Here is a 26,568-nt window from a genome sequence, read left to right as displayed (position 1 = left end):
GGGCTGGGTGCGAGGAGGACGGCGGGGATGCCCAGCGCGGCGGCGGGGCCGATGTCGGTGCCGGGGTTGTTGCCGCAGACCAGCAGCTGGCCGGGGCCGACGCCGAGGTCGTCCAGGACATGGGCGAAGAACCGCGGATCCGACTTGTCGGCGCCGAGTTGGTGGGAGAGATAGACGCGGGGGCCGAACAGCCCGTCGACCCCGGCGGCCTTCAGTGCCGCGCGCCGGTCCTGGCCGACCCGGGTGTTGGACACCAGCGCCAGCACCACCCCGACGGCGTCCAACTCCCAGAGGGCGGCCTTCGCGGCGGCGTTGACCGGCCGCATGCCCAGCACGGCGTCGACGTCGTCGTGGCCGCTGGTCAGGGTGCGGCCGTAGTCCAGGGCGACGTGGGTGATGGGGCCGCCGCACCGGTAAGCGCGCCACCGTGCCCGATCCTCGGTCATCCTCGACGCCATCTCGGCTCCCAGATCACGCCGCGGGGATTGTCGGCGGTACCCAGAAGCCGCAGCCGATAGGGCCGGCGGCACCCCGCGCACCTGCGCCGGACGGTGACGCGCGGACCGGATTCCAGACCGAACAGGTCGACCACGGTCAGCCGGGCCCTGCGTCCTGGGCAACACGGCGAGGGCGTCACGACACCCAACCCCTTGTGCTCCACCGGCATCAGCACGGGCCGCTGCAGGTCTATGAGTTCTGAGAGGGGGACGGGGTGGGGGAGTTGGCCGAGGCCGCACCACAGGCCGGCCGTGTCCGGCTGGCCGGGCCAGAAGAGTTCGGGCCGCCAGCGTGGGGCCGGGACCAACCCGGGCCACAGCAGGGTTGTCCCGGCCAGGAAGTGGCGCACGGCGGCGCGGCTGCGGGGCAGCGCAAGCCCGGGGTACCACCCGGCGCCCAGGGCCTCCAACAGCGCGGTGCCATAGCCGTCGTCGCCATCGTCGACCAGGTGGCAGACCACCAGGACGCTGCGCGGCGCCAGCGCGGCGCGCAACGCATCCACCGCGGCCGCCGCGGCGGCGTTGTCGGGCAGCACGTCCAGGCTGTTGAGCAACACCACCCCGACCGGCCGGTCCAGATCCAGCCACCGCGCGGCGCCCTCCAGCAGCGCCGCCGGATCCTCCAGACCCGCGGTGACATACCCGCACACACTCCCCGGGGCCGGGGCCAGCAGCGCTTCGGCCATCGTGGTGATCCAGATGTCGCCATCGGCGTACACCACCCGCGCTCCGGGGTTGAGCCCGTGGGCGATCTGGTGGACTTCTGAGTGCAGCGGCAGATCGGTGCCGGCGACCAGCAGCTGCTCCATGCCGCACTCGGCCACCAGCGCCCGCACCGCGCGGGCCCTAAACACCAACCGGTACCGCGCCAGCATCACCAGTCGCGGACAGACCTCCAGCGCCCGGCCGCAGAACTCCTCGTCGGTGGCGTAGTTGTCCTTGCCGCCCGCCAACAGGTTCCACAGCCGGGTCATCATCGACCGCGCGGTGTCGAACCCGGCCAGGTCGAACACGACCGCATCCCAATCGAACGCCGCAGACTCGCCGGTCATCGCACGCACCGCCGCCCGACCACGGTGGCGGATGTGCGCGCGATACCGTCCGGGACTGGCCCGGGCTCCCGCTCGGCAGGGGGCTGGGGCAGGACGGCGGTCATGTCTCCGCCGCGTCGAGCAGCTCGTGCAGTTGCTCGGCCGTGTCGGCGTTCACGTCGGTGATCCGGGTGGGGACCGCGTCCTTGCCACGCAGTCGTGTGTCGAGGAACCCCCACCAGCGGCCCCTGTCGGAACGCACGATGCTCCAGCCCGGGTGGGCGTCCCTCAACCAGGCCTTGGCCTCGGCGGGGTCGGCGACTTTCGGCATTGCGGTCATGATCGGTTTCCCTATTGACGAACGCGAAGGTGAAAGCGGCGGCGGGGCTTCAGTTGGGGGCGGTGGCCCCGCCGCCGCGGTCATGGGCGCCGTACGGCCCGAAAGCCCGACCCGGGCCCCGGACCGGCTCCGGGGCCGTACGGCGGCGGTTCCAGGGGCTGCTTTTCCCCAGAACCGGAAGGGACTCGTCAGGCCAGTCGGGGACGTCACCTGACCGGTCGAGCCCGAGCAGAGCGACCGGTCATGGCGACGCGCGGGACGGCTCGCCGTTCAGGGCCGCGGCGAATCCCGCCAACGCGGGCGGCACGAACGGCGGCCGCGGGAGGGCACCACCATGCACGTGGATGATCGCTCGGACGGCCTTGCCGACCAGGTCGACGGGCGTGATCGAACGGCGCGGCGTCCGCGCGTAAGCGAAGTACGGCCCCTCACCACGATCCCGGACCACAACATCGACGACACGGTCCGGGTCGCCGTGCCAGGCCGGCGGATGCAATCGCAACAGCACGTCTCCGCAGGTTTCGACGAGTCCGCACGTCCAATCGCGAGCTGTCAGAGATGCCGCGAGTTCGTCGAGGTGCTTTTGCGCCATGCTGGCTTCAGGTGTAGGGGCAGTGGGGGTCATGAAGGTCTCCGGCCGGTTGCTGGCTGGTGCCGTTTAGTGTTCGCTACTTGCAGCGACCAGTCACCGGGGTGATGAACATATTTTTCATGTCGCCGATGAGGGCATTGACCAGGGAATTTGCGGCCACCGAGTGCAGTTCCATGTCATCGCCTGAGCAGGTGTCCGAAATGCGTCTATTGCCCTGGCCGCACTCCTCGGGCGATTCTTGTAGCGGAAGCCTCGCGGAAGGAGAGCGCGGTGCGCCGTTGGACGAAACGCGAAATCACCAAGTTGCGTGAGCGAATGGCTGAACAGGGCCGCGATCTACACGAGATCGCCTCGGAGATCCGGACGCAGACCGGCGGGTCGATGCTGAGGGCCTACCGGTTGGCGGCGGGCTACTCTCAACCCCAAGTGGTGGATCGATTCCTCGATACGGCCCCTGAGGCCGTGATGGATCAGACCCTGCTCTCCAGGTTGGAAGGATTTCCGGGCCCAGGAGCCCGCGCGCCCAGGGCGGCGCAGGTCATAACCTTCGCGTCGATCTTCAACGCGACCCCGCTTCGGCTCCTCACTCCCGATGCCTTGGACCTGCTCCCGAGCCACGAGCGGGCCACGCTGATTCGCTGTGGTGCCGCGATCGGTCCTCCGATACCGCTTACCGACAGCGGTGCCCCTTCATCGGGCGTGTCACCCCAGCCACGGCTGATGCCGTCGGCGGATCTCGAAAGGCAGGTAGAAATGGCTGCACGCAGGGCTCTGCGGTTCTCCGCCGACGTGGAGGGCAGCAACGTCGGTCCCGAAACGATCGCGCAGTTGCAAGATGAGGTCGCGCGGTTGGCGGGCGCCTACCCCCAGCGGCCACTGTCGGAGCTGCTGGGAGACCTGGCGGAGCTTCAGGATGTGGCGTTTCGGCTCCTGGATGGCAGGCAGCGCCCCTCTGAGACAACGGACCTGTACCTGCTGGCCGGCGTGTTGTCGGGGATGCTGGCCAAGGCGTCACACGACCTGGGCAGCCCGCACGCAGCGCTTGCGCAGGCCAGTACCGCGTATGTGTGCGCCGACAACATCGGACATGATGGATTGCGGGCCTGGACATCCGGGCTTCGCTCGCTGATCGCTTACTGGGCGGGGCGTGGAAACGAGTCGGTACGGTACGCCCAGCAAGGCGCCCATGCGGCAGCCTCGACGCGAGGGACTGCGTCGGTGTGGCTGGCTGCTCAGGAGGCGCGCGGATGGGCGATCCTGGGGGACGCGGAGAAGGCCCGGGCCGCGATCGACCAAGCCAAGGACGCACGGGACGCAGTCCAGCCCGACGAACTGGACCAGCTCGGCGGAATCATGACGTTCTCACTGCCCCGGCAGCAGTACTACGTGGCCGACGCCCAGGTGTGGCTGCCAGACCAGGAGCACGAGGCCGCCCGCGCCGCGGAGGAGGCGATCGCGGCCTACCAGGCCGCATCACCGGAGGAGCGCTCATTCAGCGACGAGGCCGGAGCCCACACGGACCTGGCATTGGCACGCGCCAATCAGGAGGACGTGGACGCAGCCGTGACGGCCCTGCAACCAGTTCTGGAACTGCCGGTAGAGCAGCGGATCGGGGGGATCGTCGCGAGCGTGATGCGAGTTCACCGGACGCTCAACACGCCCCGCTTGCGGACAGCGGCGCAAACACGAGCCGTCCAACTGGAAATCGAGGCATACTCCCGCACCAGTGCCGGAGCGGCGCTCCCGCCGGGTCGATAGCCTCCAACCCATGTATCCAATCTCGATCACAGGCACAGGCGTGGCGCTGCGCGAGTTCGTCCGTGACGACACCGACGGCATCCTGGCGGTGTACGGCGACCCGGTGGTGACCAAGCACCTGAGCTTCGAGCCGCGCTCGCGGGATCAAGTGGCCGCAACGCTGGACAACGTGATCGAGGCGGCCACAAAACAGCCGCGGACCGAATACTCGCTCGCCGTGGTGTCGGTCGAGTCGGGCGAGGTGATCGGGTTCGGTCGACTGGCGGTGGACGCCCAGCATCCCGGGCAGTCCAGCGGTCAGCTCGGGTTCGCGTTGCGGGCCGACCGGTGGGGACGCGGCCTTGGTACCGAGACCGTACGGCTGCTACTGCGCCTGGGGTTCCAGGAACTGGGCCTGTACCGGCTTTGGGGTGCCCGCAGCCCCGATAACGCGGTCTCGGCAAAGCTGATGACCCGGCTGGGGATGGTGGAGGAGGGCCGAATCCGCGGCCACATCCGCGTCCGTGGCGCGTGGCGGGATTCGGTGGTGCACTCCATCCTCCAGGACGAATGGTGACGGGCCGGTCCGCTCCTGTCCACGGGCACCGCAGAACTGATCTTCATTCTCCTGTAGACAACTTCCATCGCATGGCATCCGATGGACATGAATGAACGCAGGGTCTACGTGAAGGGAGCTCCACCGATGGACGCTCAAACGATCAGCCCCTTACCAGTTGGTGAGACCGATCCGGTCACGCATTCGCCGGACGGGGAGTCCAGAGGGCTGATGGTCCGGGTCGGGGACCTGTTCCCGTTGAACCCGTTGGGGAATGTGCTGGCTCGCACCGATGCTCCCGCGACCGCTGCCCGCCCTTGGGGACTGCGTCATCTGAGCGTTCCGCAGCCGCGTGCCGGCAAGCATGAGGGCGGCACCAACGAGACGACCGGTGACCCCGACGGCAATTCGCCCGGGGAAGAGAAGGGCGGCGATTGAGTTCCGGTGAGTTCCTGGTCGATTGGCCAGTCGGTGCTCATCCTGGCCAGCCCGCGTGACGCGACCGCCGATCGGGTGGCGGCGGAGCTGGCGTTGCGCGGCGTCGCGGCGATCCGCCTGGACGCTGCGCAGTTCCCCGGCGAGATCGCGATGACGGCGACTATCTCCTCGGGCGGCCGCTGGCGTGGCAGCCTCAGCGCCGTCGACGACGGCCGTCAGGTCGTGGGTCTGGAGCAGGTCGGTGCGGTCTACTACCGCCATCCCGAACAGTTCGTCTTGGACGAGCGGATGTCCGCGCCCGAGCGCGTGTTCGGCTACCGGGAGGCGCGGGGCGGTTTTGGTGGGGTGGTTCAGGCCCTGGCCAGCGCGCGTTGGGTCAACGACGCCGTGCGGGCAGCCCAATGCGAGTACAAACCGGTCCAACTCGCCGCAGCCGCCCGCGTCGGCCTGGCCATCCCGCAGACCCTCATTACCTCCGACCCGCAAGCCGCCTATGACTGGGCCCAGGGGCTCGGCCGCCCGATCGTTTACAAGCCGCTGGGCGGGATCTGGCACGGCGACCAGGGCCGCATCCGGGTCCTTTACACCACCCCCGTCGGCGATCTGGAATCGCTGCGCGACCCGGCGATCGGCCGGACGGCCAACCTGTTCCAAGAGCAGATCCCCAAGCGGTTCGAGGCCCGCGCGGTCGTGGTGGGCGATCAGGTGTTCGCGATGCGGATCGAGGCCGGCAGCGAACGCGCCCGCATCGACTGGCGCGCCGACTATGACGCGCTGACCTACGCCGAGCTCCAGCTCCCCGCGCGGACGTGCGAGATGCTGGTGGAGCTGCACCGGCGGCTGGGCCTGGTCTGCGGGGCGGTGGATCTGATCCGCGCCGAGGACGGCCGGGACGTTTTCCTGGAGACCAATCAGGCCGGAGAGTGGGGCTGGATCGCTGAGGAGATCGGCGCGCCGATCGCCGCCGCCATTGCTGACGAATTGACCTCGGAGGCCAGATGAGCGACGCGCAGGCACTCAACCGCGGCATGCTTCAGACGCTCAGGGCGGCCGGGCAGCTGACCGATCCCCGGGTGGAGGCCGCGATGCAAGCGGTGCCCCGGCACCTGTTCGCACCCGCCACCGGATGGCTGTTCCCCGATCACGACGCCGGCCCTGACCGGGTCGTCAACCGGCAGGACGACCCGGACGGGTGGTGGTCGGCCGTCTACACCAACGGCTCGATCGTCACCCAGCGCGACGACGGAGCCTGCCCGGTCGATTCCCCCGAAGGTGTGCCGAGCAGTTCGCTGTCGGCGGCGGGCATCGTCGCCGAGTTCCTCCAACTGCTGGAGGTGCGCCCTGGTGCCCGCGTTCTGGAGGTCGGGACCGGTACCGGATGGACCGCGGCGCTGCTGGCCCGGATGGGCGCCGAGGTCACGAGCGTGGAGATCGACCCCGCGGTGGCCGAGCGGGCGGCGGCCAACCTCAAGACCACCGGGCACACCCCTCGTCTGGTCGTGGGCGACGGCGCACAGGGCTGGCCGGACGGCGCCCCCTACGACCGCGTGCACGCCACCTGCTCGGTGAACCAGGTTCCCTATGCGTGGGTGGCGCAGACCCGTCCCGGCGGGGTGATCGTGACGCCGTGGCAGCCCGGTGCCGGGCACGGATGGCAGTTGCGGCTACAGGTCGAGGACGAGCGCGCGGTGGGCCGGTTCCAGGGGCCGGCCGGGTTCATGATGCTGCGCGCGCAGCGGACCGTTGGCCGGTGGAATCCCCATCACGCCGACGACGCCGCATCCACCCGCACCCGGCTCGACCCGCGCGCCATCGCCGACGCCGGACCGGGGCTGACGCTGGCGGTGTCGGCTCGCTGCCCCGGCGCGGGCATGCTCACCGTGCCCGACGATGACGGGTCGCTGTCGGTGCTGCTGTTTGAGATCGGCGCGCCCGACGGCTCCTGGGCGGCCTGCGACTACGAGCCCGGCGACGACGACTTCGAGGTCACCCAGTACGGCGACCGCCGCCTGTGGGACGAGGTGGCTGCAGCGTTCGCATGGTGGGACAGCCACGGCCGACCAGGGCCGGAACGGTTCGGCCTGGCCATGTCGTCTCAGGGCCAGCGGCTGTGGCTGAACGACCCGAACCACCCCATCACCCCTATCAGCTCGTAACTTTACTCATCGACCCAGGACGATAGATTTTGAACGATGACGCGTCCTCGCCCCTGGTCCAGGGTGGAGCAGCCCCGGCCAGGCAGAGTAATCATGATGCCCTGGATGCCGGGCTGGGACGGCGCTGGCCATCTGCTGAGGCTCGTTGTGCACGACGGGCAAGCCGTAGGCCGCCTATACGCAGACTGCGGGCTCATGCTGCTGCGTGATCAGCGTGCGACGGGGCACCGATCACAGGAAGGAGCAGGAATCGGCAACCTCGTTCGCTCCCGAGTGGCTATGACGTTCACCAATGGCCCCGGCAGGACGTCTTGAAGTGGCTCCGTTGGTGGGGCCGGTCCGGACCGTCATGACGGTTTGAAGTGGCCCCGTGAGACGGTTTGGCTTGCCCGGGTTGGTGGATCAGACGGTGGTGGCGAGGTGCTGTCGGGCTTTGGAGTGTGCGAGGCTGTAGGACTTGTTCCGGTCTCGATGATGGCGGCGTTGAGGGTGAGCCGAGTGATGAAGGCGGCGGCTATCTCGACCAGCAGTGTTGGAAGCTCGCTGGCAGGAGGGCGGGTCTGGGCAAGCGGTATGGGTGGTAAGCGGCTACGGGCTAGCTCCGGTTGGAGCGTATTGTGCGTATGCGTTTCACACGGACAAACCGGTAGCGACCCAGCGCTTATCTCCTCCGAGCTCGCTCGCATTAGCGGCTGTATTTATGTGTGGGCGCCGGGCTCCTGGCTGAAGTGCAAGTGAATTATATAGAACGTCCTACATTGACGCATAGGGCTCACTATACTCAAATTTCCACCAAATCAAAACATCCCCGTCGGCGGTGACGTACACACTTCCTCGACAATGCCCGCGGATATAGGGCTTTCCGACTTCCCGAATGAGAGCATCTTTGTGACCCACCAGAAGGTCCTTTCCGGTTTGATGGGATTCGAAGGGTGGTTTTCTGATTTCTGGACTGTATCTCCAGCGATCAGCGATAGCTTCAGCGAAGCATTCTATGAAGCGGTCGCGAGAGATGATCTCGAAGGGGTGCGGAATCGAAGAGCTAGGCCTACTATTGGGGGCATGAAGGTATTCGGCGCTCGGCGCCTGGTTTAGCCATTTGGAGATGCGTTCCCGTAGACCACGCACATCAACCTCGCCCTTCAAGATATGATGGCGACGCAGGCATCGCCAGCAAATTGCATCAACGGTGACCTGGGAACCAGCGTCGCGGTAGACCACTTGCGATGTTTCCTGGCCGTGGGACTGTCCCGCAGCGCCGCCGCAGATTTCACAGGGAGGCCCAATTCGATTGCGCTCCTTAACCGCCTTTGCGACAGTTTTTCGTATCTTGGGTTTGATGTCGATGTGAAACCTTGATATTACATGCCCGTAAATATCGAACGCCTCAGCGGAACGATCTAGACGGCAAAGTTCGGCACCCGTGTTGATCAAGGCCTCCGCAACGCACTCCCGCAAGTCGCCTCTGGGGTCGTCGCCGAATCTGGAAAGCACCTGTTGATAGAAGTCGATAGCCTCCTCGGAGCGGGATGCCCGCCCCATGCCGACTCCCTTGCCCAACAAGGCATTGGCAATCTCGACACGCTTCTTGTTCCGGCCGTTCTGCCGAATCGACATAGCGCGCGACGTTCCAAAACCAAGTCCGCAACCCACCACCGCGAGCCACCATCGTGCCGTCCACGCCCAAGAGATCAGACCGGCCACGATCACCATGTAGCCAATTATTTTGACCACCTTCTCCGACCGATACGCGGCCGGCACGCCAATACCCTCCTCGATCATTGCATATCCCACCGTCACCCCAGACGGCACTGCAACCAAGCTGAAGATCCACTGCCAATGACCGGTCGCCCACCACAGGCCTGCACCGACAGCAGGCGCACCCCACATGGACCATTTGGTCAACCGCCAGGCGACGGCCAACTGCCGAGAGGAATCCATGATCTCCGCTCCCACCTCTCTTGTCGAAGGGTTCACGCAATCTTGCCTTATCATCGGGTATCGGACTCAGAATAACGAAAGAACTAGGGCCTCTCGAGTTTCGTTCGAAAGACCCCTAGCTTTGACACGGCCCCTCGGGGGCAGGACGGTATAGTCTCCGCTCCCTGCCCGCCGACGCCTCGCACGCGCTCCAGGCTGAACCATTACGACGGTTTGGATCAGCCGGTGGTGGCGAGGTGCTGTCGGGCTTTGGAGTGTGCGAGGCGATAGGACTCGCTTCCGGTCTCGATGATGGTGCCGTTGAAGGTGAGGCGGTCGATGATGGCGGCACAGAGCCGGGGATCGGAGAACGTGTTGCCCCATTCACTGAAGGAGGCGTTGGAAGCGATCGCGACGCTGTTCTTCTCCTCGCGTTCGGTCAGAACCTGGAAGAGCATCTCGGCGCCGCGGCGGTCGAGTTCGAGGTAGCCCAACTCATCAATGCAGAGCAGGTCGACACGTCCGTAGCGGCGATGGTCTTGGTGAGCTGTTTCTCGTCGGCCGCTTCGACCAGTTCATTGACGAGCTTGGCGGCCAGGGTGTACTTGACCCGGTATCCGGCCATGGCCGCCGTGGTGCCGAGCGCGATCAGCAGGTGGGACTTACCGGTCCCGCTATCGCCGATCAGGCAAAGCGGCTCGCCGCGGCGGACCCAGTCGCCGGTGGACAGGGTGTTGATGACGGCGGACGGGATGTTGGGGTTGGCGTCGTAATCGAAGTCGCGCAGCGACTTCTCACGAGGGAAGCGGGCCGCCCTGATCCGGCGTTCGGAGCGGCGGCGGTCGCGGTCTTCGCACTCGGCCATCAGCAACTCGGCCAGGAACCCGCGGTAGGTGAGCTGGTCGCGTTCGGCGCGATCGGCCAGGTCGGTGAACTGGGCGCGGATGGTCGGCAGGCGAAGTGACCGGCAGGCGGTGTCGATCGCGGCGTCGACGGCCGGGTCGGTCAGGTTGTGCTGGCGTGTCATCGCGGTCCTTCCTTCCGGGCGTCTTTGCGGGTGCGGTGCAGCAGTTGGTCCCAGTTCTCCAGACGTGGCGGCGGCCGAGTGTCGTATAGCAGGGCGCGGCGATGCTCGTCCAGGCTGGTCACCGCGGGCTGGCCGGCTTGTGCTGCTGGTGGGGGCAGCTCCAGTTCACCGGTGACTGTGGGGGAACGGCCGTGCGCCTCGGCGGATTTGCGGGCCTCCAGAGAGATCGCGTCGACCGAGACGGTGCCGCTCTGCAGGCAGCGGCTGATGCCGGCCAGCACATCCTCGCCATGCAGGTGGCGGTGCAGCAGCAGGACTTGGACCAGTGTCTTGGTGCCCTCGCTCTCGCCCAGCCGCCCGGTGGCCTGGGCCCACAACGCCTCGTGCAACGCGGTGAAGACGCCCTGACGGCGGGCTTGGTCCAGCGCTTCGGAGCCGGCCAGTGCTCCGGGCTTGGTCAGCAGCACCTCCAGGTAATGGTCCAGCACGATGCGTTCGGCGCCGCGGCCGCTCAGCCGCGGATGCCGGGCGACCTGCTGGCGGCCGTCATAGACCAGCAGTTCTTCAGGGTGCAGCACGACGTGGACCTTGCGGCCGATCAGATGGACCGGCACCGAGTAGCGGCACATCTTCACCGTGATCAGTGAGTACCGGTCCACCCGGGGCGTGAAGGTCAGGCCGGTTCCGAACGGCTCGGGCGGCAGCGGCAGCAACACCGCCGCCTCCAACTCGAAGTCCTGGCCGATGGTGCGGATCCGATGCCCGATCCGGCGCCGCTCCTCCTTGCGCTCGAAGGTCAAGAGCCGGGCGTTCAACTCGGTCAGCGCCCCGACCTCGGGGACGGGCGTGAGGTAGTTGCGGCGGAAGTAGCCGACCTGCCCCTCCACCCCGCCCTTCTCGTGCGCTCCGCGCTCGCCCGGCTGGCAGTAGAACGGGGTGAAACCGTAGTGCGTCTGAAACTCCCGCCACTTGGGGCTCTCCTCACGAGATCGGCTGCGGTAGATCACCCGCGACACCGCCGCAGACAGGTTGTCGTAACGGATCTGACCAGCCGGAACACCGCCCAGCGTGGTGAACGCATGCACGTGGCCGGCCAGAAACGCCTGCTGCCCGCACGAGGATGAGATCCGATGCACCGCCCTACCCGAATACGCCATCCGGAACGCGAACAGAAAACACTTGGTCATCCGCCCGTCCAGACGAACCCAGACCTCACCGAAGTCGACCTCGGCGTCACAGCCGGGCCGGTTGTGACGGACGATGAACCCCTCCGCCGGAGCCGCCGACTCCGCCGCAACCACCGCACGGCGCTTACGGACATGGTCCCGCACCGTCGGGTACGGGATCTGGACCGCGAACTCCTCGGCCAGCCGAGCGGTGATACGCCGAGCCGTATGCCGCTGTTTGGGCGGTGCCTCCAGATCGGCGCGCAGCCACTCATCGATCGTCTTGGTGAACGCACCCATCCGCGGCGCGCTGCGCTGCGGTGTCCGACGCGCGGCGGGCACCGGCGTCGGCAAAGCCTCACGGACCAACCGCCGATGCACTCCGTACCTACGCGCTAACGCACGCACCGACAGCCCCTCCCGCCACGAGTCATGACGAATGGAGCGAAACAGCTCTTGCTTGGTCAAAGACACCCGAAGTCCCCCTGACCGGTGAGAACACACCAAGCGTCCCACCACAAGAGGCACCCCGGGGCCACTTCAGACCGTCACATCATCCTTACCCACCCCAAACGATCACAGGGTGGGGCCACTTCAAGACGTCGCATCGGGGCCACTTACCAACGTCGTAGCCACCCGAGTGCTCCGGCTGAAGGAAAGCGGGCTGGCGCTTGCCAACGAGGGCCTGGTACCGGACGTTTTGGGTGGTGGCGGTGAGGACGCGACGGCACGTTTCGGGCGGGAGCCCGCGTCGGCGCCCCATATGCACTGGCGATCTACCGGCCCGACATTGGGCAAACGCAGGTGAAGCGAGCGCTGTGGGACGACCTGGAGAACACCTTCCGTCAGTGGGACGGGTGGGGACCGGGTGGACGTTCGCGCCGCCCAACACCTCCTGGTGCTAGATGGACCCCGCCTGGGAGCAGGCCGGGACCTGGGCAGTTTCTACGCCCGTAACCGGGTGCTGGACGGCGACGACTTCTTCGTCAGAATCGTCCCGTAAGCCCAAAGGTCACCACGTCCGATAACCAGTTCGGGGCGCTCCCCGCCCCTGCGGCCCTGGAGGGGGCGCGCAGGGGCGGGGACCGCTCATATCAGGAGGCGAACGATGCCGACGGACATGATCTGGATCGAGTACAACGGCTTCATCATCGGCCCCCCCGACTCCCCGCCGGTGTCGACCGAGCTGCCCTATCGCACCGGCTTGGTCGCCGCCGCGCAGTTCGAACCGGCCGGAGGAGCGGTGGTCGTGACCGGAATCAAAGACGACCAGATCCGAGTGATCGCTGAGTTGCTCACCGCGGAACCCGCCATTGACCTTGACGTGTGGGAGGACGTCGCCGTCGTCGGCATCGACTGGCCCGGCGGGGTGATGCGCGTGATCGGCGCCGATGTGATCCCGCCATCGGTCATGCCGTTCACCGGCGAACTCCCGCCGGGCCCGATGATGGTGCTGGTGGCCGGACGCAACCGCGACGCGGGAGAGCAACGCGGCGACGACGATCCCATCGAGGAATACCTGATCAATGTATGGCCAGGTGAGGAGCCCGACCGGATGCCCAAGGCCACCAGCAGGGTCGGAGCCATGTGGCGCGACGCCACACCCCCACCGGCCTAACCTCAATCTGCAGCGGCGCAGCCGACGCCGGGTGAGGGCGGTTCATTCCGCTCTCGAAGACTGCCAATCAACGGCTGACGGCACCGGTCCGGGTTCTGGCCGACGGCGTTGGCGAGTGAGAGTTCGGTTGCCGGGTCGATGGTTGTGGGTCTTCTAGGCATGTGGTGATGGGAGCTGGGAAGTCGGCCGCGGTGGGTGAAGGCTGATTCACTTCGACGCTATTTGAGGCTCGCCGGATGATGAGGCGTACTTCTTCGGTATGGCTATTGGCGTCTGTTGCTAGGGTTTGGATGGCTTGGCCGAGGGTGATGATTGCTTCGTGGCCTTGGGTTTCTGCGGATTCGTACCATGCGAGTAGGTCGCGTGCGGATACGGATCGGCGCGGTCGGTGGGTCGGTTGGTTCCGTTGTCGTTGGAGTGTGTCCAGTATCGCTGCGTCGTTTATGGCGGCGTGGTGGTTGCGGGCGATGATGTTGCAGGCTTCAGTGGTTCTGAGGGCGGCGGTCGCGATGCGGGCTGCTTGGTCAGGGTCGGGGGCGAGGTCGCTGGGAGCCTTCACGCGGTAGGAGGCGCGCGGGCTGGGTGTCCAGGCGGGGTCGGCGTATATCAGTCGGCCTTGGCGGATGATCAGGTCGCTCGCGTCTGTTGCGGGGGCGTCCGCAGGGTGTCCGAAGTGGTCGGCGTGTTCGTCCCAGCGTCGGATGATGGCGCGCCATTTCTTGCCGGTTTGGCAAGTGGCTTCGGCTGCTTTCTTAAGGGTTGATATGTGGCCGGGTTCTTTTAGTTCTGTCATGCGGTAGATCAGTTGGTGGATGGTCTTGAAGTTGAGGTCGCAGGTGATGGTGGCTGCTCTTGCGAGGTAGCGCCAGGTGGTGACTGAGGCTGCGGCTTCGAGGCCGCTCAGGCGTTGGGCGCTGGCGTTGATACCGGCGAGTGCTTGGGTGAAGTCTTCGCCGATGGTGGGTGGGATTCGTTCTGGTGTGTGTTGGAGTGGGACGGCGGAGATGGGAGGTGGCGGCGTCTGGTTCTGGCCGTAGATCCGGGTGAGGACGGCGGCCCGCAGGAGCAGGCCGCTGGCTTGGTTGGTGGGTGGTTGAGTGTGCTGGGTGAGGTGGGCGGCGGTGGCGGTGTGGCTGCTGAGTTGGCGGAGCAAGGTTTGAGCCGTGTCGGAGGCCGTGATGACGGTGCCGTTTGCTGTGGCGGCTTGGCCGCGGTTGACGGGGAAGTGTGACGACAGCAGGTCTAGGCCGCAGCCGAGAGCGATGGAGGCGGCGCGGAGCTTCTCGGCCAGTGCTGATTCCAGGGCTTGGGTGTCTGAGGGTGGGCCAAGAATGTGTGCTGCTTGCCTGACGAGGATGTTCGCGCGGCGGGCGGCGTCCTGTACGCCGGTGTCAGTGGAGTGCGGCGCGCCGAAGCCGGTGGCGATCTGGTCGTTGTAGCGGGCTAGGACGCCGACGAGGCGTGCGAGTTCGGCGCGGGTGGCGGGATGGCGGACTTGCTGGCGGATGTGCGGGCTGTGGAGTTGGTGTTGGAGATCGGTGAGGTGCTCGGCGGCGATTGAGGTCATCTCTCCGAAGGTGGCCATGGTGGCTACCGCAGGGCTTCGCTGAGCCGTCCGGCGTGCAGGGCGGCCTGGAGGCAGGCCAGCTTGTCGTCGGGGTCGCCGGCCAGTTCGGCGGCCCGGACCAGGCTCTGGGAGATCTTCCTGGCAAGGTCGAAGAGGGCGTCGGCGGTTACGTTCGTCGCGGTGTAGTCGGCGGGAACGCTGGTCTGGAGGGACGGGGCCTGGCGGAGCGCCTGGTGGGCTTGTGTGGCTTCGCCCTCGGCCATGCCCCAGGCGATGAATCCGTCGGGTTCTTGGGAGGCGAAGCAGGTGATGACCTGTTCGGCGTGGGCCAGGTCGTTGAGCGCGGTGGTGAGGATCTCGTTGAACCAGGCGCGCCGGACGTCTTGGTGTTCGCGTTCGTGTGTCATCGGAATTTCCTCCGTTCGCGTGAATGGGGCCTACGAGATTTCCATAGGCCAGGGCTGGCGCGGATGGACGCGTAAGGGCAACGGCGCGTGCTGGAGTGGGTGCAGATCTTGCGCATGTGGGCTCCTCCGGGCATGTAGGCGACTTTAGGTTGGGTTCTTGGTGTGAGGCGGGGAGGGAACGCTCGGTTGTCGGTGATTTGTGGTGTGGTCGGGCCGCCAGGGGCTTCGATGGGAAAGGTCGTTTGGGTGTCAGGGCCGGTGGTCTTTCAACCGTTGATGATGTCGCAGTGATCGATGGGACGGGTCAGCCGTATTTGGCTGTCGGCCTCGTAGGGGTCTGCTCGGCGACTTCCTCGGCGTTGATCGATCGGGCGGTGCTGAGCACGCCGGAGAAGGTGATGCCTTGTCCGGTGGCGTAGTGCTCCAGGTCGCAGATCAGCGCACTGAGGAATGCTTCGGTGTAGAGCGGATCGTGTTGTAGGAGCGAGGGTTCGTTCGGGAAGACGGTTTGCTCGTAAGCTTCTAGGGCTTGGGTGGCGCGGGCGATTCGCCTGGTTGAAGCGTCGTTGTGGGTCATGGACGTCTACCGCAGTGCCGCGTGCAGGCGTCCGGCGTGGTGTACGGCTTTCAGGCAGGCCACGCGGTCGGCGGGGTCTGTGGTCTTGGAGGCGGCGTTAAGGACGGCTTCGGCGACGATCATCACCAGGGCGGCGATGGACTCGGCGAGCTGGTGGGCGGCAGAGTCGGGCATGGAGGGTTCGGGCCAGGCGAGGGTAGGTGCTTCGGACAGGGCCCACCAGGCGTCGGTGGCTTCAGCCAGCGCAGTCTGTCGGGTGGGGTCGATTTCGTCGGTGGTTGCTTGTGCCAGGACCGTTGTGGCGCGCTCGATGAGTTCCAGGCCGATAAAGGCGGATGTAAGGAGTGCGGGGATACTGTCGGCGGCTTTGATCTGCCTGGTGACGTATTCGAAGTAGTGCTTCAGTGGATCCTCCCTCGGGTTTGACGCCCAAGCTTTGATGGCACCATGGGCTCGTTTCCGCGCACTGAAGTTGCTGTGGTCGAGCGCGTGGCGCTGGAGCGTTTGGGTGGAGCGTCGACTGGACGTGCCGCGACCGTGGTCGGTGCCTCTGGCGGCTGGCTGGGAAGTCCTTGGCACAGTGGTACTGGGAATGCCTGCGCGGCGAGCTGGCCTGGAGCGGGGGAGTCGTGCTCGGGTGGACTCTCTGGCTGGGACTTGGCGTCGTCGATAGGAAGTCGGGCTGTGACCTGGGGCATGAGCAGGTCGATGATGTCTCGGTCTTTCATGTTGTTCCACGTCGCCACGGCGCTGAGCAGGGCTTGGCGATGACGGAGGTCGTCTGTTTGGGGGCGGGCGCCTTGGAGGTCCGCCCTTCCGATGCGCGTCATGGTCTCGATCAGTGCCTCTTCGGCCTTGAGCGGGTCGTCGATGATTCCTTTGGTGGTGGGTGTGGTGGGGAAGGGCGGAGCAGGTTCCAGGTCGGCGGCCAGGACTTTGCGGTTGCTGGTCTCACCGAGGAAGTGCACGTAGTACTCGACGGGGCCGTAGTTGGGGACCAGGAGTCCGGTGAGGCTTCCTCGGGTTGGCTGGCCGAGCAGGATCGCTTCATCGGCGGCCGGTCCTTCGAGCTGGATGGTCGAGCCGATGGAGAAGACGCTGCTGTTGTTCTGTTCGCTGAGGAAGTAGCCCTGTGCTTCGGCGACGATGTCGTCGAATTCCAGGTTGCGCTGCTCGCTGTAGTGCATTAGATCGATCAACAGGTCGCCGATTAGCTCGCGAGCGTGGTCGTCGTTGTTGCGGTGGTCGAGGTGCTCGGCCTGTTCGAAGAGGGCTTTGAAGGAGTCCAGCGCTGCGGCTCCGAATTCAGCGAACTCTTCGGCGTTGGCGCCGGTCACTAACTGGTCTCCTGAGGCGCGGGTGGGGAGGCGGGGCTTTGGTCGAGGTCGAGCCAGCCGAAGGGGACGGGGACGAGCTTGGCCTGGTGCGGGCGTAGGTGTTCGTCTTCGGTGCATTGGTAGAAGGGGCCGCGTGGCCCAAGCAGGACGGGGAGTTGGTGGTCGAGGTGGTCGCGGTACCACAGGGCCATTCCGGTGGCGCCTTGGAGGCGCATGGCTTCCCAGGCGTACCAGAGGGCGGTGAGGCGGGAGATCGCTTCGCCGTGTTGCCACCATTGGGCGCACCAGCGGAACTCGCCGCCGAGGGTGCGGCGGTAGAGCGGAACGAAATGCAGGGTCACCCAGCTGGTGAGGCTGGGGTAGAAGGGCTTGGGAGCCGGTGTGGTGGAACTGTCGGTCGAGTCGGTGGTGGGCATTGGACCTCCAAGGTTCTGGATTCGCGCATGTGAGGGCGTCCCTTTCTGTCGGGTGCTCTGAGTGGCGTTACGAGGTGTGCGGTGCTGTGGGCGGGTTCTCGTCGCGGTTGTAGTGGCGGCGGGCAGCATCGGCGATGGCGGTGTCGGCGGTCTTGATGGCTCGGGCGATGGGAGCGGCGTGGAGGCTCTGGTACCAGGGGCGGAGCCTGATGAGGGCGGGTTTGGTGCCGGTGGCCAGCAGGAGGGCGGTGCCGGTGGGCAGGGCGCGGATGTCGGCGGCTTCGAGGATCTCTTGGCGGCGCAGGGAGATCTGTTCGCTGGCGCGTCCGTCGGTGTAGGTGAGGGAGCGGACGGGGACGTCGTGCTGTCCGATGAGGGTGGCCAGGTCGCGGACGAGGCGGGGCGAGTCGATCCCGGCGCCGATGAGTTTGCGGGTGGCGGCGCCCCAGAGGGCAGCCATGCCGGGCTCGCCCCAGACGGTGACGCCTTGCTCGTAGCTCTGCAGGATGGTGACGGGGATGATCCCGCGCGAGCCCAGGTGGGAGTAGAGCTGCGGGAGATCGGCGATGCGACAGATGTTGGCGGCCTCGTCCAGGGCGACGATCAGGGGCGGATCGAGGCGTCCGCCGGCTTGTTCGGCGCGGCGTTCGGCGGCGCGCATGGTGGCGTCGGTGAGGGCGGCGATCAGTGGCGCGGCGGCCGAGAGGGATTTGGACAGCAGGTAGAGGGTGTCGCAGGAGCCGGCGAAGGCGTCGGGGTCGAAGGCGGGAAGGTCGTGGTCGGGGGTGACCCAGGCGAGGATCTCCTGGTCGCGGAGGGCTTTCGCGGCGGTGCGGGCCGTCTGGTAGATGCCGTCGCGGGTCTCGACGGCGCCGTTCTGGGTGCCCTTCAGCGAGGACGCCATGAGCTGGAAGCCGGCGTCTTGGAGGAGTTCGATGGGGGTGGGGACGGCGGGCTCGTCCAGCCATTGAGCGATGTGGTGCAGGGAGCGGCCGGAGGTGGCGGCGGCCAGGAAGAGCGCGCACAGCAGGTCTTGGGCGGCGGGTCCCCACAGGTCCTTCTTCTGGCCGTCGTCGACGGTGAGGACGAAGTGTCCGGCGAGGCGGTGGGCGTCTTCGACGGTGTTGAGTGCGGCGAGCGGGTTCCACCACCAGGTTTGGGGTTGGTAGGTGATGTGCTGGGGGTCGAACAGCCAGGTCTGGCCGCCGGTGCGGTCGGCGCGGACGGTGGAGATGGCCGCCCACAGGTCTGCTTGTTGCTGGTGGCGATGACCGGGCCGGGCGCGGACAGGACATGTGGGATGGACTGGGTGGTGGTCTTGCCTGACCGGGGCGCCATGAACGCCACGACCGTGTCCTCGAACGAGGCGAACAGCGTCTGGCCGGTGCGGTCGCCGGGAAGCAGGACGTCTCCGAGCACCAGGCCGATGTCCTGGGCCGGGAGTTGATCGGGGGTCGTCCCGGTGAGGGAGCGGCGCAGCGCGACCGCCTTCCTCGCGGTCGCATCAGGTTGGAGTGCGGTCAGGCCGGGGTTGTCGGCAAGCGCGGCGATGGGGTCTCCGGGTTGCGGGAACCGAGCCGCGATGTGTTGCCAGATCGGCCAGAAGACGGCTGCGAGCCCGATGACCAACGTGGCCAGGACCAGGAGCACCAGCGGCGTCGGGGTGCCCGGCCAGGCCAGCTGGGTCTGTCTCGTGGCGACGGCGATCGCGAAGTCGGAACCGAAACGCATCACCTTCCCGCCGGTCAGCGCGGCGGCGAGTCTCGCTGCGGCCCACACCAGCCACAGCCCGATGATGGGCGTCCAGCAGCCCACCAGGATCAGCCATCCGGCGCCGGCGTTGGAGTGCCACAGCGATGCCCGCGGGCCCAGGGCTCGGGTCATGCGGTGCCCCGGATGGCCTGGTCGGTGTCGTAGAGGTCGGCTTCGGCGCCGACGAGGGAGAGTTGGACGGGGATGCCGAGGCGCTCTCCGGTCTTGATCAGGTACTTTCCGCGTCCGGGGTGGCGAGCTCCGGGTTGCCAGGAGTCGGGGGCCGACCAGGAGGTGACCAGCTGCTGCTCGGGTCCGGTGAGCGGGGTGATCTCGTGGACGCGGGCCAGCTCGCGTGGTGGCAGCCCGGCCAGGACCGTGATGGCCGAGCGGTCGGCGAAGCCCTTGGCCTTGGCGCGGTCCTCCTCGGTGGCCAGGGCGTCGAGGTCGGCGAGGGAGTGAGTGATCATGATGGACGCCATGCCCTTGGCGCGGTTGAGGCGGGTGAGAGCGTCGGCGTGCTCGACCAGGCCGGGCGCGCCGCGCAGGGCGCGCCAGAGTTCGTCCATCACACCGAGGTAGGACCGTCGTGGGGCGGCGCCGAGGTCGGCCAGTGCGGTGGCGGCGTCGACCATGGCGAAGGCGTAGGCCCAGGTGCACAGCATCGCGGCGGTGAGGAGTTTGTCTCCGGCGGCTCGTACGCGGGAGATGTCGACGCTGATCGCTGGAGCGTCCAGGTCCAGCGGACGGGTGGTGGGGGAGTCGAAGACACCGGCCAGGGACCCGGAGATGAGCAGATCGAGAGTGAAGACCAGATCGCGGGTCTGCGCACGGTAGGACTCACCGGAGTCGCTGCGGGTCGCCGACTGCAGCTCGGCCGGTCCTTGTTCGAGGATGCGCAGGACGTCGACGACGGTGGGCTCGTGGTCGAGCCGGTCGTCGAGGAGGTCGATCGCGCGTCCGAGGACGATTTCCTCGGCGTTGGTGATGCGCGCTTCGCGGACCAGGGTGGCCAGCGCCAGCAGCAGCGAGAGCCGCCGGGAACGAACCTCCCAGTGCAGGGCCTCGGCGTCGGCGCCGGTCAGCCGTAGCCGCGCCTTGTCCAGCGGGCCGGCGTCGAGGGGGTTGATGCGGTCCAGGCCGCGGCCCACCCGGATGACCTGGCCGCCCAGGTAGTCGACCAGCATCGTGTAGTCGGGTTTGGAGTCGCCCAGGATGATCGGGGTCGTGCCGGTGGCGACGGCACCGGTGACCAGGCGTTTGACCAGTGTGGACTTGCCCGTGCCGGGCTGGCCGAGGACGAACATGCCGGGGTTGGTAACCAGTCCTTCACGCAGCCAGGCCAGCGGATCCAGGCAGACGACCTCGCCCCACAGCTGGTGGCGGCCGACCGGGGTGCCGACGGTCGGCGTGCCGGACCCGGCGGTGAAGGGGTACAGGCCGCATACCTGGCTGGTGGTCGCCTGGAACTCCGGCGCGGCCTCGACGTGCGCGGCACGTCCGGCGCCGGAATGGCGCCAGCCCCAAGCGGGAGCCAGCGCCTCGGCCATGGCCTGTGTCTCGACGGTACGGGGTGGTGGCACGGCGGTCGGTCCTCCGGTTCAGTGGATGAGGCGGCGGGAGACTTCGGACGGGCAGATGCCGCACGGCAGGGTGGTGGCGAAGCCGGCGGCCTGGCCGCCCCACAGGCGGCGGAGCCGGATCTTGGCCGAGTCGGCGGACGACTCGACTTGCGCGACCGCTCGCCGCAGCTCGGCGGGATCGGTGACGGTGACGGTGGCGTACATCGAGACCAGGCAGACCCCGGCGCCCATCGCCTCCTCGGAGGCGGCCTGGCGGGCGCGGGCCGAATCCCAGCTGTCGCGGGCGGTCTCGTCCCGTCCGGTGCGGCGGCGGAACTGGGCTCGGAACGCCGCCGCGTTCACCTCCTGCTGCAGCACCCGGCTCGCCGCTGCGGCGGGAAGCGCCCGGTACTGCAGCGTGACGCGCTTGGGGAACGGGCCGGGAGCGACCAGCCTGGCCAGGACGTCTGAACGCACGTTCTGGCGGGGCGGCTCGTGCCAGGCCCAACTGACCGACACGCCGCCGTCGTGCTCGTAGTGGCCGGTGTGCTCGGTCGCGGTGACGGGACCGGCGTCGCCCCAGCCAAGGATCTCCTGCGAGCCGGGACGGGCCAGCAGCCGGTTGACCTCGCCGCGCACGTGCGGGTCGAACGCCGTCCGTACCGTCCCGGCGATCTCGGCGGCCGTCGCACGGCCGAGGACCGAGACGCCGCAGCCGCCGAGCCTGGACGCCAGCCCGTCCAGCGTGCGCCCGAGCTCGGCCACCGCCTCCAGCAGATCCTTCGGGCGCGCCGAGGACGCCTTGGGGTCGAAGGTGATCGAAACGCGGGTGTCGACGTCAGCAGCGGCGGCCGGGGCACTACGGACCAGCTCGCTCATGATCGCGCGCGCGGGCGCCGGCGCGGTCGCGACGACGGCACGGTCGACGGCGTCGGCGAGCGTGGAGCCGGGCTCGGGTGCGGTCTCCACGGTCACGCTCACCCACCGCACGGCGGGCGTGTGCCCGAGCGTGGCCAGCCACCCTCCCCACGCTGCGACCCAGTTGTCGGCGTCGCTGCGGTCGGCCAGCCATGTCGAAGTCGGGACGAGGCGCAGTGTCGCGGTCAGCAGCCCGGTGCGGCGGTCCCACACGATCCCGTACCGGCCGCCGTAGCCGTCCTCGGCGCTGAGCAGCGTCAGCGGCGCCAGGACGCCGGGGAGCTGGAAGGCCCGCGGGTGATCGACGACGACTCCGGCCCGGTAGCGGGTGTGTCCGCGCAGCACGCCCCACTGCCAGCGGCAACGCGCCAGGACGATCCGTCCGAACGGGACGCCCCCGACGCGGATCAGCGCCAGCCCGCCGGCGAGCGCCATCGGGGGAAGCAGGTAGATCAGGAGTTGCGGGGCCGTGGCGGCGGCCAGGACCAGCAGCATCGCGGCCCCGAGCGCGATGAACGTCGAGGTGGTATCCAGGCCGAGCAGGCCGATGCCGTGCCGCCGTCGCCAGCCGCCATAGGTGCGGATGTCATCCCCCACCGCCGCCACCCCCTTCGCCGACCGCGCCACTGGGGCCACCGGCATCGCCGGACCCGCTCGGATTGCCCATCCAGCGCAGCGTGTCCTCACCGCGGCGGCGCTCGGTGTTCCACGTCCTGATCGCGGCGGGCCCGACCGGCTCGCCGCTGCCATCGGGAGCCGCCCACCCATGACCACCCGACGTCGCCTGGCCCCTCCCCGAATGGTCGCCGTCCGGCTGCCCGCTCCCGGGTGGAGCGCCCAGGTTCTGGCCCTGGTCGCCGGGAGGGCCGGTCGGCTGCCTGTCGGGTCCCTGTCCCGGTGCGGCCGGGGACTGGGGAGGCTGGTCGCCGCCGGAAGGCGGGGAGTTCTGGTCGCCGAGTTGCTGGTGCAGGTAGCTGGCGTGCTCGTTGGCAGAGCTGGGGCCGCCACCTGCCGAACCGCTGCCGGCGCCGTAGGCCCGCAATACACCCAGCGCGGTCGCGCTGCCCATCAGCGCGCCAAGGATCCCGCCGCCGGTGCCGGCCTCGGTTCCGCCGGTGGTCCAGTTGAAGAACTTCAGCAGGACTGGGAACGCGACCAAGCTGATCAGCATCATCGCGAATCCCATCAGCACCGCATGCAGGTCCTTGCCTTTCCCGGCGAGCGTGAACGCGGTCGCATACACCGCCGCGGCCGCGAGCTTGTAGAAGGTGAGCGCGAGCATCCAGCCCCCGACCCTGGGGAACCAGGACTTGGTCGATGAGGTGATCACGCCCGCCGCGGCCAGCGGCAGCAGCCCCGCCAAGATCACCAGCGCCGCGCCACGAAACAGCAGCAGCAGCGCCTGGATGAGGCCGATGAACAGCGCGATCAGACACAGCACGAGCACCAGCGCGGCCGGTGTTCCCGAGGGAACAGCCACCATCTCGGTCATGCGTTTGGCGAAGTCGCCTTGAGAGGAGGCATTCAGGACCCAGCCGCACCACTGGTCGCCCCACTGCAGCAGCACGTTCGGCACGAGTGTGCCGATCGCGGTGACCGCCGTCAGGACGACCAGACCGCGGCCGGCATCGACCAGCGGGATCGCCTTGCGGGTCAGCGCCATTTTCCCCGCGACGATCAGCAGCGCCATCACCGCGACGGCGATCGTCAGCGGCCGGACGAGCAACTGCAGATACCCGATCGCCGGCTCGCCCTCCAGATCCGGGGAGGGTGTCTTCACCCACCAGGACGCGGTGTTGGAGATCAGCCATCCGACGGCCGACTGGAGCGACTCGGCCGCCTCGTCCAGGACGTTCCCGCCGATCGTCGCCGGGATGTCGGGGATCGGCGGACCAAAGGGGTGATCATCGTTGTCGACCGTCTGGACGCATTGCGGGTCCAGGACTGGCGAGCACGGGTCGAACGGGAGCATCAGCCGCCACCCCCGCCCGGGAAGCGGATATAGCCGTCCAACGCTTCGATCGAGGACGCCGCCCCGCTCCAGGTCCCGCCGGGCGGGCCGATGACACGCCAGTCACCGTCCCGCCATTGAAGCTGGACGCGGGTTACCGCGCGTGCGGTGGTGTCGCTGTCTCCCGGCCCGGCCGACACCAAGTCCAGGCTCGCGGACTCGGCTGAGTAGCCCTGCCAACGGAACCCTTCCAGGACCACATACCCCCGGCCCAACGCCGCGCCCTGTGGAAGACGACCCCGGCGGTGGCCGTACACCTCCCGTGTCGAGGCCAGCAGGGCTGCTGCGTCCGGGCCGGTGACCTGATTGCCGATCGTGGGCTCGAACACCTTCGGCCCCCACTGCGCGTTCGCCCGCACCGCGACGTGGACCCCGGCGAGCAGAGCGCCGCGCGGCGTCCGGGCAAACCCCGCCGCCAGGTCGTTGCCGCTGTCGCGAGGACCGTCCTGGGCCGAATAGGGCAGCAGGACGCCGTGGTAGTCCCTCCAGACCAGCCCGGCGAACGGCACAGACGGGGCATCCACTACCTGCTCGACTTGCGCGATCGGATGGCTGGTCACTGGAGTGCCTGCGGGTTCAGTCCGGGGTCCTGGACGCATCAGATGTCCCCCCACCCCCACCAGAGCCCCACTGGCGACCGCCGTTACTGTGATCACTCGGCCGCGACTCCAGTGGCCGGCCGCGTCCTGGCGGCGTGCGGTCTTCCTCGTCCGGTTCATTGGAAAAACACCGCGACGATCGGGGCGGCGGTCGCTGCGAGGCTGAGTCCGCCGAGCGCCCAGGGGACGCCGGTCGCGCCATCGGCGGCGAAGCTCGACCGGTTCTTGCGGCCGATGGCCATCTGGCCCGCGCATATGAACAGCCCGGCCAGGCCGCAGACCATCACGCCCCACTTTCCCCAGGCCAGCAGTGTCTCCACCTTCTTGTCCAGGCCCGGTGGGGGAGCGGGCGGCGGGTCGGGGATCTTCACGCCCTGGCCTTCCCCGTCGCGGGGACGGAGTTGCCAGAACCCATGCAGCGGCGATGCACCGGCGTTCGCCGCGTGCAGAACAAGCGTGGTCAACGACATCGGGCACCGCCTATCGCAGAATCGTGGAGTCGCCGAGCAGACCGCGCAGCTCGTCCAGGGCCCTCTGAGCCTTGCCCGGCAAGGTGATCTCGGCCGCGTCCTCCGCCAGCCGCAGCGCGCGGACGTGGGGGACACGGACCACGCCGCCCACCCGCCCTTCCAGCAGCGCGAACCGGGCGGTCGCGTCCCGGGATTCCGGGCCGCCGTCGCTGACGATCGCCAGCGCGCGGACCTCTTCGTCCCACTTGCACAGGGCGGCGATTGCGGCCGTCGCGCTCTTGGCCGCGACAGCGGTGTTACGCACGACCAGTACCACCGGCCTGCCCTTGGCGCGCAGCGGCGAGCGGTCCAGCTCCAGAAGGGACCCGATCGCGCCCATGTCCCAGGCCGCAGGCAAAAGCGCGGTCAGCGTTGAGGTTCCGGCGCCGCCGTGCGCGCCGGCGACGACGACGTCTAACACCGCCGTCGCGCGGTCATCGGGTCCTGGGGTTGCCGGTGGATGGCTTGGTCTGGTTTGGCGGAGACTCACCTGCATACCTCCGATTCGTTGCTCAAGGTTGTCAAGCGATCACTGTAAGTGGCATCATTGTGGAGCGCAAGCATCGTCAAACAGTTTCTGAGAACGCCATCACTGCCAACAGCGTGCTTCCGCGGCGCCCGTCCACCACACTGAGAGGCGACCTGTGACCAGCAACCCAGGAGACCCCGCGATGACCGAGTCGACAGGCCGCGACCCCGACGTGCTCACCACCGCCGAACTCGCGACCAAACTCGGCCTGTCCGCCCAGACCGTCCGCCGGATGGCCAACGCCGGACAGATTCCCGCGCTCAAGACCGGCAAGGACTTCCGGTACTCCTGGGAAGCGGTCCGCCAGGTGCTGCGGCAGCCCCACCACCAACCCGGGGTGCCCGCCGATGACCCAACCGATCAGCAGCCCACCGAACAGCCCGCCGAATCGACCAGGAAGGGCGCTGGCTACCGCGCCCAGCGCCGCGCCCGCACCGGCGCCCAGCAGCCCGCCGACTGACCACCCAGCCACCCGGCGGCCCACCCGGTGAAGGCCGTCGCCGCCTGCGCCGCCGCCCTCACCCTGCCGCTGCTACTGATCGTGCTGCTGACCGGCCACAACACCGCCTCCGGCGCCGACCCGGAATCGGCCGGAGCACCCACCGCGTTCGCCAAGACCGACATCCCGCCCGCCTACCTGCGCTGGTACCAGGACGCCGCAGCCACCTGCCCCGGCCTGCCCTGGAACATCTTGGCCGCGATCGGCAGCGTCGAATCCGACCATGGCCGCTCCCGCCTGCCCGGCATCCACTCCGGTCAGAACCCGGCCGGAGCTGGCGGCCCGATGCAATTCCTGGCAGCCACCTGGACCGCCTACGGCATCGACGGGGACCATGACGGCCGCACCGACCGCTACAACCCCGCCGACGCCATCCACGGCGCCGCCCGCTACCTATGCGCCAACCACGCAGGCAAAGGCGGGCGCCACCTCTACCAAGCGATCTGGCGCTACAACCACGCCGACTGGTACGTCCGCAAAGTCCTCGTCCAAGCGCGCCGCTACGCCACCGCCACCAGCACCGGCAGCCGACGCGGCGCCCTAGCCGTCCGCGCCGCCCTCCGCTGGCTCGGCACTCCCTACGCCTGGGGCGGCGGCGGAACCACCGGCCCCGGCTACGGCATCGCACAAGGCGCCGGCATCAAAGGCTTCGACTGCTCGGGCCTGGCCCAATACGCCTGGGCCCAAGCCGGCATCCACATCCCCCGCATCGCCGCCGACCAATACAACGCCGGCACCGGCCGCGACCCGTTCGCCGGCGGCCCGCTGCCCGCCGTCATGTACCGCATCATGCACGAGACCCCCGAC

General features: G+C 68.1%; 27 protein-coding genes and 1 pseudogene. 8 read left to right on the top strand and 20 right to left on the bottom strand.

Annotated elements, in window-relative coordinates; genetic code table 11:
- From E1298_RS20195 to E1298_RS20180, 4 genes are all read right to left on the bottom strand, one after another.
- Positions 1-446: HAD family hydrolase (locus E1298_RS20195; protein ID WP_131895495.1), on the bottom strand; the 446-nt coding region annotated here is incomplete at its 3' end.
- Positions 443-1,549, bottom strand: coding sequence for an SAM-dependent methyltransferase (locus E1298_RS20190; RefSeq protein WP_131895493.1), 1,107 nt, complete (start codon positions 1,547-1,549; stop codon positions 443-445). The genes E1298_RS20190 and E1298_RS20195, both read right to left, overlap by 4 nt.
- Before the next feature lie 100 nt (positions 1,550-1,649).
- The gene (locus E1298_RS20185) at positions 1,650-1,868 is read right to left on the bottom strand and encodes a hypothetical protein (protein WP_165975568.1); all 219 of its coding nucleotides are present in this window, start codon (positions 1,866-1,868) and stop codon (positions 1,650-1,652) included.
- A 241-nt stretch (positions 1,869-2,109) separates the two neighbouring features.
- Entirely contained in the window at positions 2,110-2,460 is a 351-nt protein-coding gene (locus E1298_RS20180; protein WP_131895489.1) for a hypothetical protein, read from the bottom strand.
- A gap of 270 nt (positions 2,461-2,730) precedes the next feature.
- On the opposite strand from E1298_RS20180, the gene E1298_RS20175 reads away from it, so the two are divergent.
- The 5 genes from E1298_RS20175 (at position 2,731) to E1298_RS20155 (ending at position 7,347) form a co-directional block, all read left to right on the top strand.
- Entirely contained in the window at positions 2,731-4,218 is a 1,488-nt protein-coding gene (locus E1298_RS20175) for an NsdA family TPR-like regulatory protein (protein WP_131895487.1), read from the top strand.
- A gap of 40 nt (positions 4,219-4,258) precedes the next feature.
- On the top strand, positions 4,259-4,774 hold the full coding sequence (locus E1298_RS20170) for a GNAT family N-acetyltransferase (protein WP_243725690.1): 516 nt from the start codon (positions 4,259-4,261) through the stop codon (positions 4,772-4,774).
- 126 nt (positions 4,775-4,900) lie between these two features.
- Positions 4,901-5,191 (top strand): hypothetical protein, encoded by a 291-nt coding sequence (locus tag E1298_RS20165; RefSeq protein ID WP_131895483.1) that lies wholly within the window; start codon positions 4,901-4,903, stop codon positions 5,189-5,191.
- A 6-nt stretch (positions 5,192-5,197) separates the two neighbouring features.
- The gene (locus tag E1298_RS20160) at positions 5,198-6,193 is read left to right on the top strand and encodes an MvdC/MvdD family ATP grasp protein (protein WP_243725689.1); all 996 of its coding nucleotides are present in this window, start codon (positions 5,198-5,200) and stop codon (positions 6,191-6,193) included.
- Positions 6,190-7,347: a methyltransferase domain-containing protein gene (locus E1298_RS20155; protein ID WP_131895481.1), complete on the top strand. Its 1,158-nt coding sequence runs from the start codon at positions 6,190-6,192 to the stop codon at positions 7,345-7,347. Before E1298_RS20160 ends, E1298_RS20155 begins: the two co-directional genes overlap by 4 nt.
- Positions 7,348-8,100: 753 nt before the next feature.
- Here E1298_RS20155 and E1298_RS20150 read toward each other — a convergent pair.
- From E1298_RS20150 to istA, 3 genes and pseudogenes are all read right to left on the bottom strand, one after another.
- Positions 8,101-9,324, bottom strand: coding sequence for a tetratricopeptide repeat protein (locus E1298_RS20150; protein WP_165975567.1), 1,224 nt, complete (start codon positions 9,322-9,324; stop codon positions 8,101-8,103).
- A 182-nt stretch (positions 9,325-9,506) separates the two neighbouring features.
- Positions 9,507-10,294 (bottom strand): annotated as a pseudogene (gene istB, locus E1298_RS20145) (IS21-like element helper ATPase IstB).
- Complete coding sequence (istA, locus tag E1298_RS20140; protein WP_424923112.1) at positions 10,291-11,934, bottom strand: IS21 family transposase; 1,644 nt, start codon at positions 11,932-11,934, stop codon at positions 10,291-10,293. Before istA ends, istB begins: the two are co-directional and overlap by 4 nt.
- A 634-nt stretch (positions 11,935-12,568) precedes the next feature.
- Here istA and E1298_RS20135 point away from each other — a divergent pair.
- Positions 12,569-13,078, top strand: a complete 510-nt coding sequence (locus E1298_RS20135) for a hypothetical protein (RefSeq protein ID WP_131895477.1) — start codon at positions 12,569-12,571, stop codon at positions 13,076-13,078.
- 67 nt (positions 13,079-13,145) lie between these two features.
- On the opposite strand, the gene E1298_RS20130 is transcribed toward E1298_RS20135, so the two are convergent.
- From E1298_RS20130 to E1298_RS20075, 13 genes are all read right to left on the bottom strand, one after another.
- Positions 13,146-14,645 carry a hypothetical protein gene (locus E1298_RS20130; RefSeq protein ID WP_165975566.1) on the bottom strand — a complete coding sequence of 500 codons (1,500 nt, stop codon included), beginning with the start codon at positions 14,643-14,645 and terminating at the stop codon, positions 13,146-13,148.
- 23 nt (positions 14,646-14,668) lie between these two features.
- Positions 14,669-15,052, bottom strand: coding sequence for a hypothetical protein (locus E1298_RS20125; protein ID WP_131895473.1), 384 nt, complete (start codon positions 15,050-15,052; stop codon positions 14,669-14,671).
- 304 nt (positions 15,053-15,356) lie between these two features.
- Positions 15,357-15,629: a hypothetical protein gene (locus E1298_RS20120; RefSeq protein ID WP_131895471.1), complete on the bottom strand. Its 273-nt coding sequence runs from the start codon at positions 15,627-15,629 to the stop codon at positions 15,357-15,359.
- A gap of 6 nt (positions 15,630-15,635) precedes the next feature.
- Entirely contained in the window at positions 15,636-15,803 is a 168-nt protein-coding gene (locus tag E1298_RS48235) for a hypothetical protein (protein WP_165975565.1), read from the bottom strand.
- A gap of 227 nt (positions 15,804-16,030) precedes the next feature.
- Positions 16,031-16,966, bottom strand: a complete 936-nt coding sequence (locus E1298_RS20115) for a hypothetical protein (protein ID WP_131895469.1) — start codon at positions 16,964-16,966, stop codon at positions 16,031-16,033.
- Positions 16,966-17,382, bottom strand: coding sequence for a DUF4913 domain-containing protein (locus E1298_RS20110; protein WP_165975564.1), 417 nt, complete (start codon positions 17,380-17,382; stop codon positions 16,966-16,968). Before E1298_RS20110 ends, E1298_RS20115 begins: the two co-directional genes overlap by 1 nt.
- Before the next feature lie 67 nt (positions 17,383-17,449).
- Positions 17,450-18,574 (bottom strand): type IV secretory system conjugative DNA transfer family protein, encoded by a 1,125-nt coding sequence (locus E1298_RS20105; RefSeq protein WP_243725691.1) that lies wholly within the window; start codon positions 18,572-18,574, stop codon positions 17,450-17,452.
- A gap of 688 nt (positions 18,575-19,262) precedes the next feature.
- Positions 19,263-20,717 carry a hypothetical protein gene (locus E1298_RS20100; protein ID WP_243725688.1) on the bottom strand — a complete coding sequence of 485 codons (1,455 nt, stop codon included), beginning with the start codon at positions 20,715-20,717 and terminating at the stop codon, positions 19,263-19,265.
- Between the two features lie 18 nt (positions 20,718-20,735).
- Positions 20,736-22,211, bottom strand: coding sequence for an SCO6880 family protein (locus tag E1298_RS20095; protein ID WP_207944748.1), 1,476 nt, complete (start codon positions 22,209-22,211; stop codon positions 20,736-20,738).
- Positions 22,201-23,586 carry a proline-rich domain-containing protein gene (locus E1298_RS20090; RefSeq protein WP_131895463.1) on the bottom strand — a complete coding sequence of 462 codons (1,386 nt, stop codon included), beginning with the start codon at positions 23,584-23,586 and terminating at the stop codon, positions 22,201-22,203. The genes E1298_RS20095 and E1298_RS20090 overlap by 11 nt, the downstream gene beginning before the upstream one ends.
- The gene (locus tag E1298_RS20085; protein WP_481726135.1) at positions 23,586-24,224 is read right to left on the bottom strand and encodes a DUF8175 domain-containg protein; all 639 of its coding nucleotides are present in this window, start codon (positions 24,222-24,224) and stop codon (positions 23,586-23,588) included. The genes E1298_RS20090 and E1298_RS20085 overlap by 1 nt, the downstream gene beginning before the upstream one ends.
- A gap of 116 nt (positions 24,225-24,340) precedes the next feature.
- The gene (locus tag E1298_RS20080) at positions 24,341-24,688 is read right to left on the bottom strand and encodes a hypothetical protein (protein WP_207944747.1); all 348 of its coding nucleotides are present in this window, start codon (positions 24,686-24,688) and stop codon (positions 24,341-24,343) included.
- Between the two features lie 16 nt (positions 24,689-24,704).
- The gene (locus E1298_RS20075; RefSeq protein ID WP_131895459.1) at positions 24,705-25,154 is read right to left on the bottom strand and encodes a hypothetical protein; all 450 of its coding nucleotides are present in this window, start codon (positions 25,152-25,154) and stop codon (positions 24,705-24,707) included.
- A gap of 250 nt (positions 25,155-25,404) precedes the next feature.
- On the opposite strand from E1298_RS20075, the gene E1298_RS20070 reads away from it, so the two are divergent.
- Positions 25,405-25,722, top strand: coding sequence for a helix-turn-helix domain-containing protein (locus tag E1298_RS20070; RefSeq protein WP_131895457.1), 318 nt, complete (start codon positions 25,405-25,407; stop codon positions 25,720-25,722).
- A 27-nt stretch (positions 25,723-25,749) separates the two neighbouring features.
- Positions 25,750-26,568 (top strand): lytic murein transglycosylase (locus E1298_RS20065; protein ID WP_131895455.1); only part of this gene is annotated, 819 nt, incomplete at its 3' end.

The sequence above is a fragment of the Actinomadura rubrisoli genome (assembly GCF_004349215.1).
Lineage (GTDB): Bacteria > Actinomycetota > Actinomycetes > Streptosporangiales > Streptosporangiaceae > Spirillospora > Spirillospora rubrisoli.
The sequence above is the reverse complement of the archived record's forward strand: the minus strand, read 5'-3'. Positions and strand labels throughout refer to the sequence as shown.

Coding starts and splice junctions, on each gene's coding strand:
- E1298_RS20190 (WP_131895493.1), bottom strand. CDS start 1,549: ATGACCGGCGAGTCTGCGGCGTTCGATTGGGATGCGGTCGTGTTCGAC.
- E1298_RS20185 (WP_165975568.1), bottom strand. CDS start 1,868: ATGACCGCAATGCCGAAAGTCGCCGACCCCGCCGAGGCCAAGGCCTGG.
- E1298_RS20180 (WP_131895489.1), bottom strand. CDS start 2,460: ATGGCGCAAAAGCACCTCGACGAACTCGCGGCATCTCTGACAGCTCGC.
- E1298_RS20165 (WP_131895483.1), top strand. CDS start 4,901: ATGGACGCTCAAACGATCAGCCCCTTACCAGTTGGTGAGACCGATCCG.
- E1298_RS20155 (WP_131895481.1), top strand. CDS start 6,190: ATGAGCGACGCGCAGGCACTCAACCGCGGCATGCTTCAGACGCTCAGG.
- E1298_RS20135 (WP_131895477.1), top strand. CDS start 12,569: ATGCCGACGGACATGATCTGGATCGAGTACAACGGCTTCATCATCGGC.
- E1298_RS20130 (WP_165975566.1), bottom strand. CDS start 14,645: ATGACCTCAATCGCCGCCGAGCACCTCACCGATCTCCAACACCAACTC.
- E1298_RS20125 (WP_131895473.1), bottom strand. CDS start 15,052: ATGACACACGAACGCGAACACCAAGACGTCCGGCGCGCCTGGTTCAAC.
- E1298_RS20120 (WP_131895471.1), bottom strand. CDS start 15,629: ATGACCCACAACGACGCTTCAACCAGGCGAATCGCCCGCGCCACCCAA.
- E1298_RS48235 (WP_165975565.1), bottom strand. CDS start 15,803: ATGCCCGACTCTGCCGCCCACCAGCTCGCCGAGTCCATCGCCGCCCTG.
- E1298_RS20110 (WP_165975564.1), bottom strand. CDS start 17,382: ATGCCCACCACCGACTCGACCGACAGTTCCACCACACCGGCTCCCAAG.
- E1298_RS20090 (WP_131895463.1), bottom strand. CDS start 23,586: ATGCTCCCGTTCGACCCGTGCTCGCCAGTCCTGGACCCGCAATGCGTC.
- E1298_RS20085 (WP_481726135.1), bottom strand. CDS start 24,224: ATGCGTCCAGGACCCCGGACTGAACCCGCAGGCACTCCAGTGACCAGC.
- E1298_RS20070 (WP_131895457.1), top strand. CDS start 25,405: ATGACCGAGTCGACAGGCCGCGACCCCGACGTGCTCACCACCGCCGAA.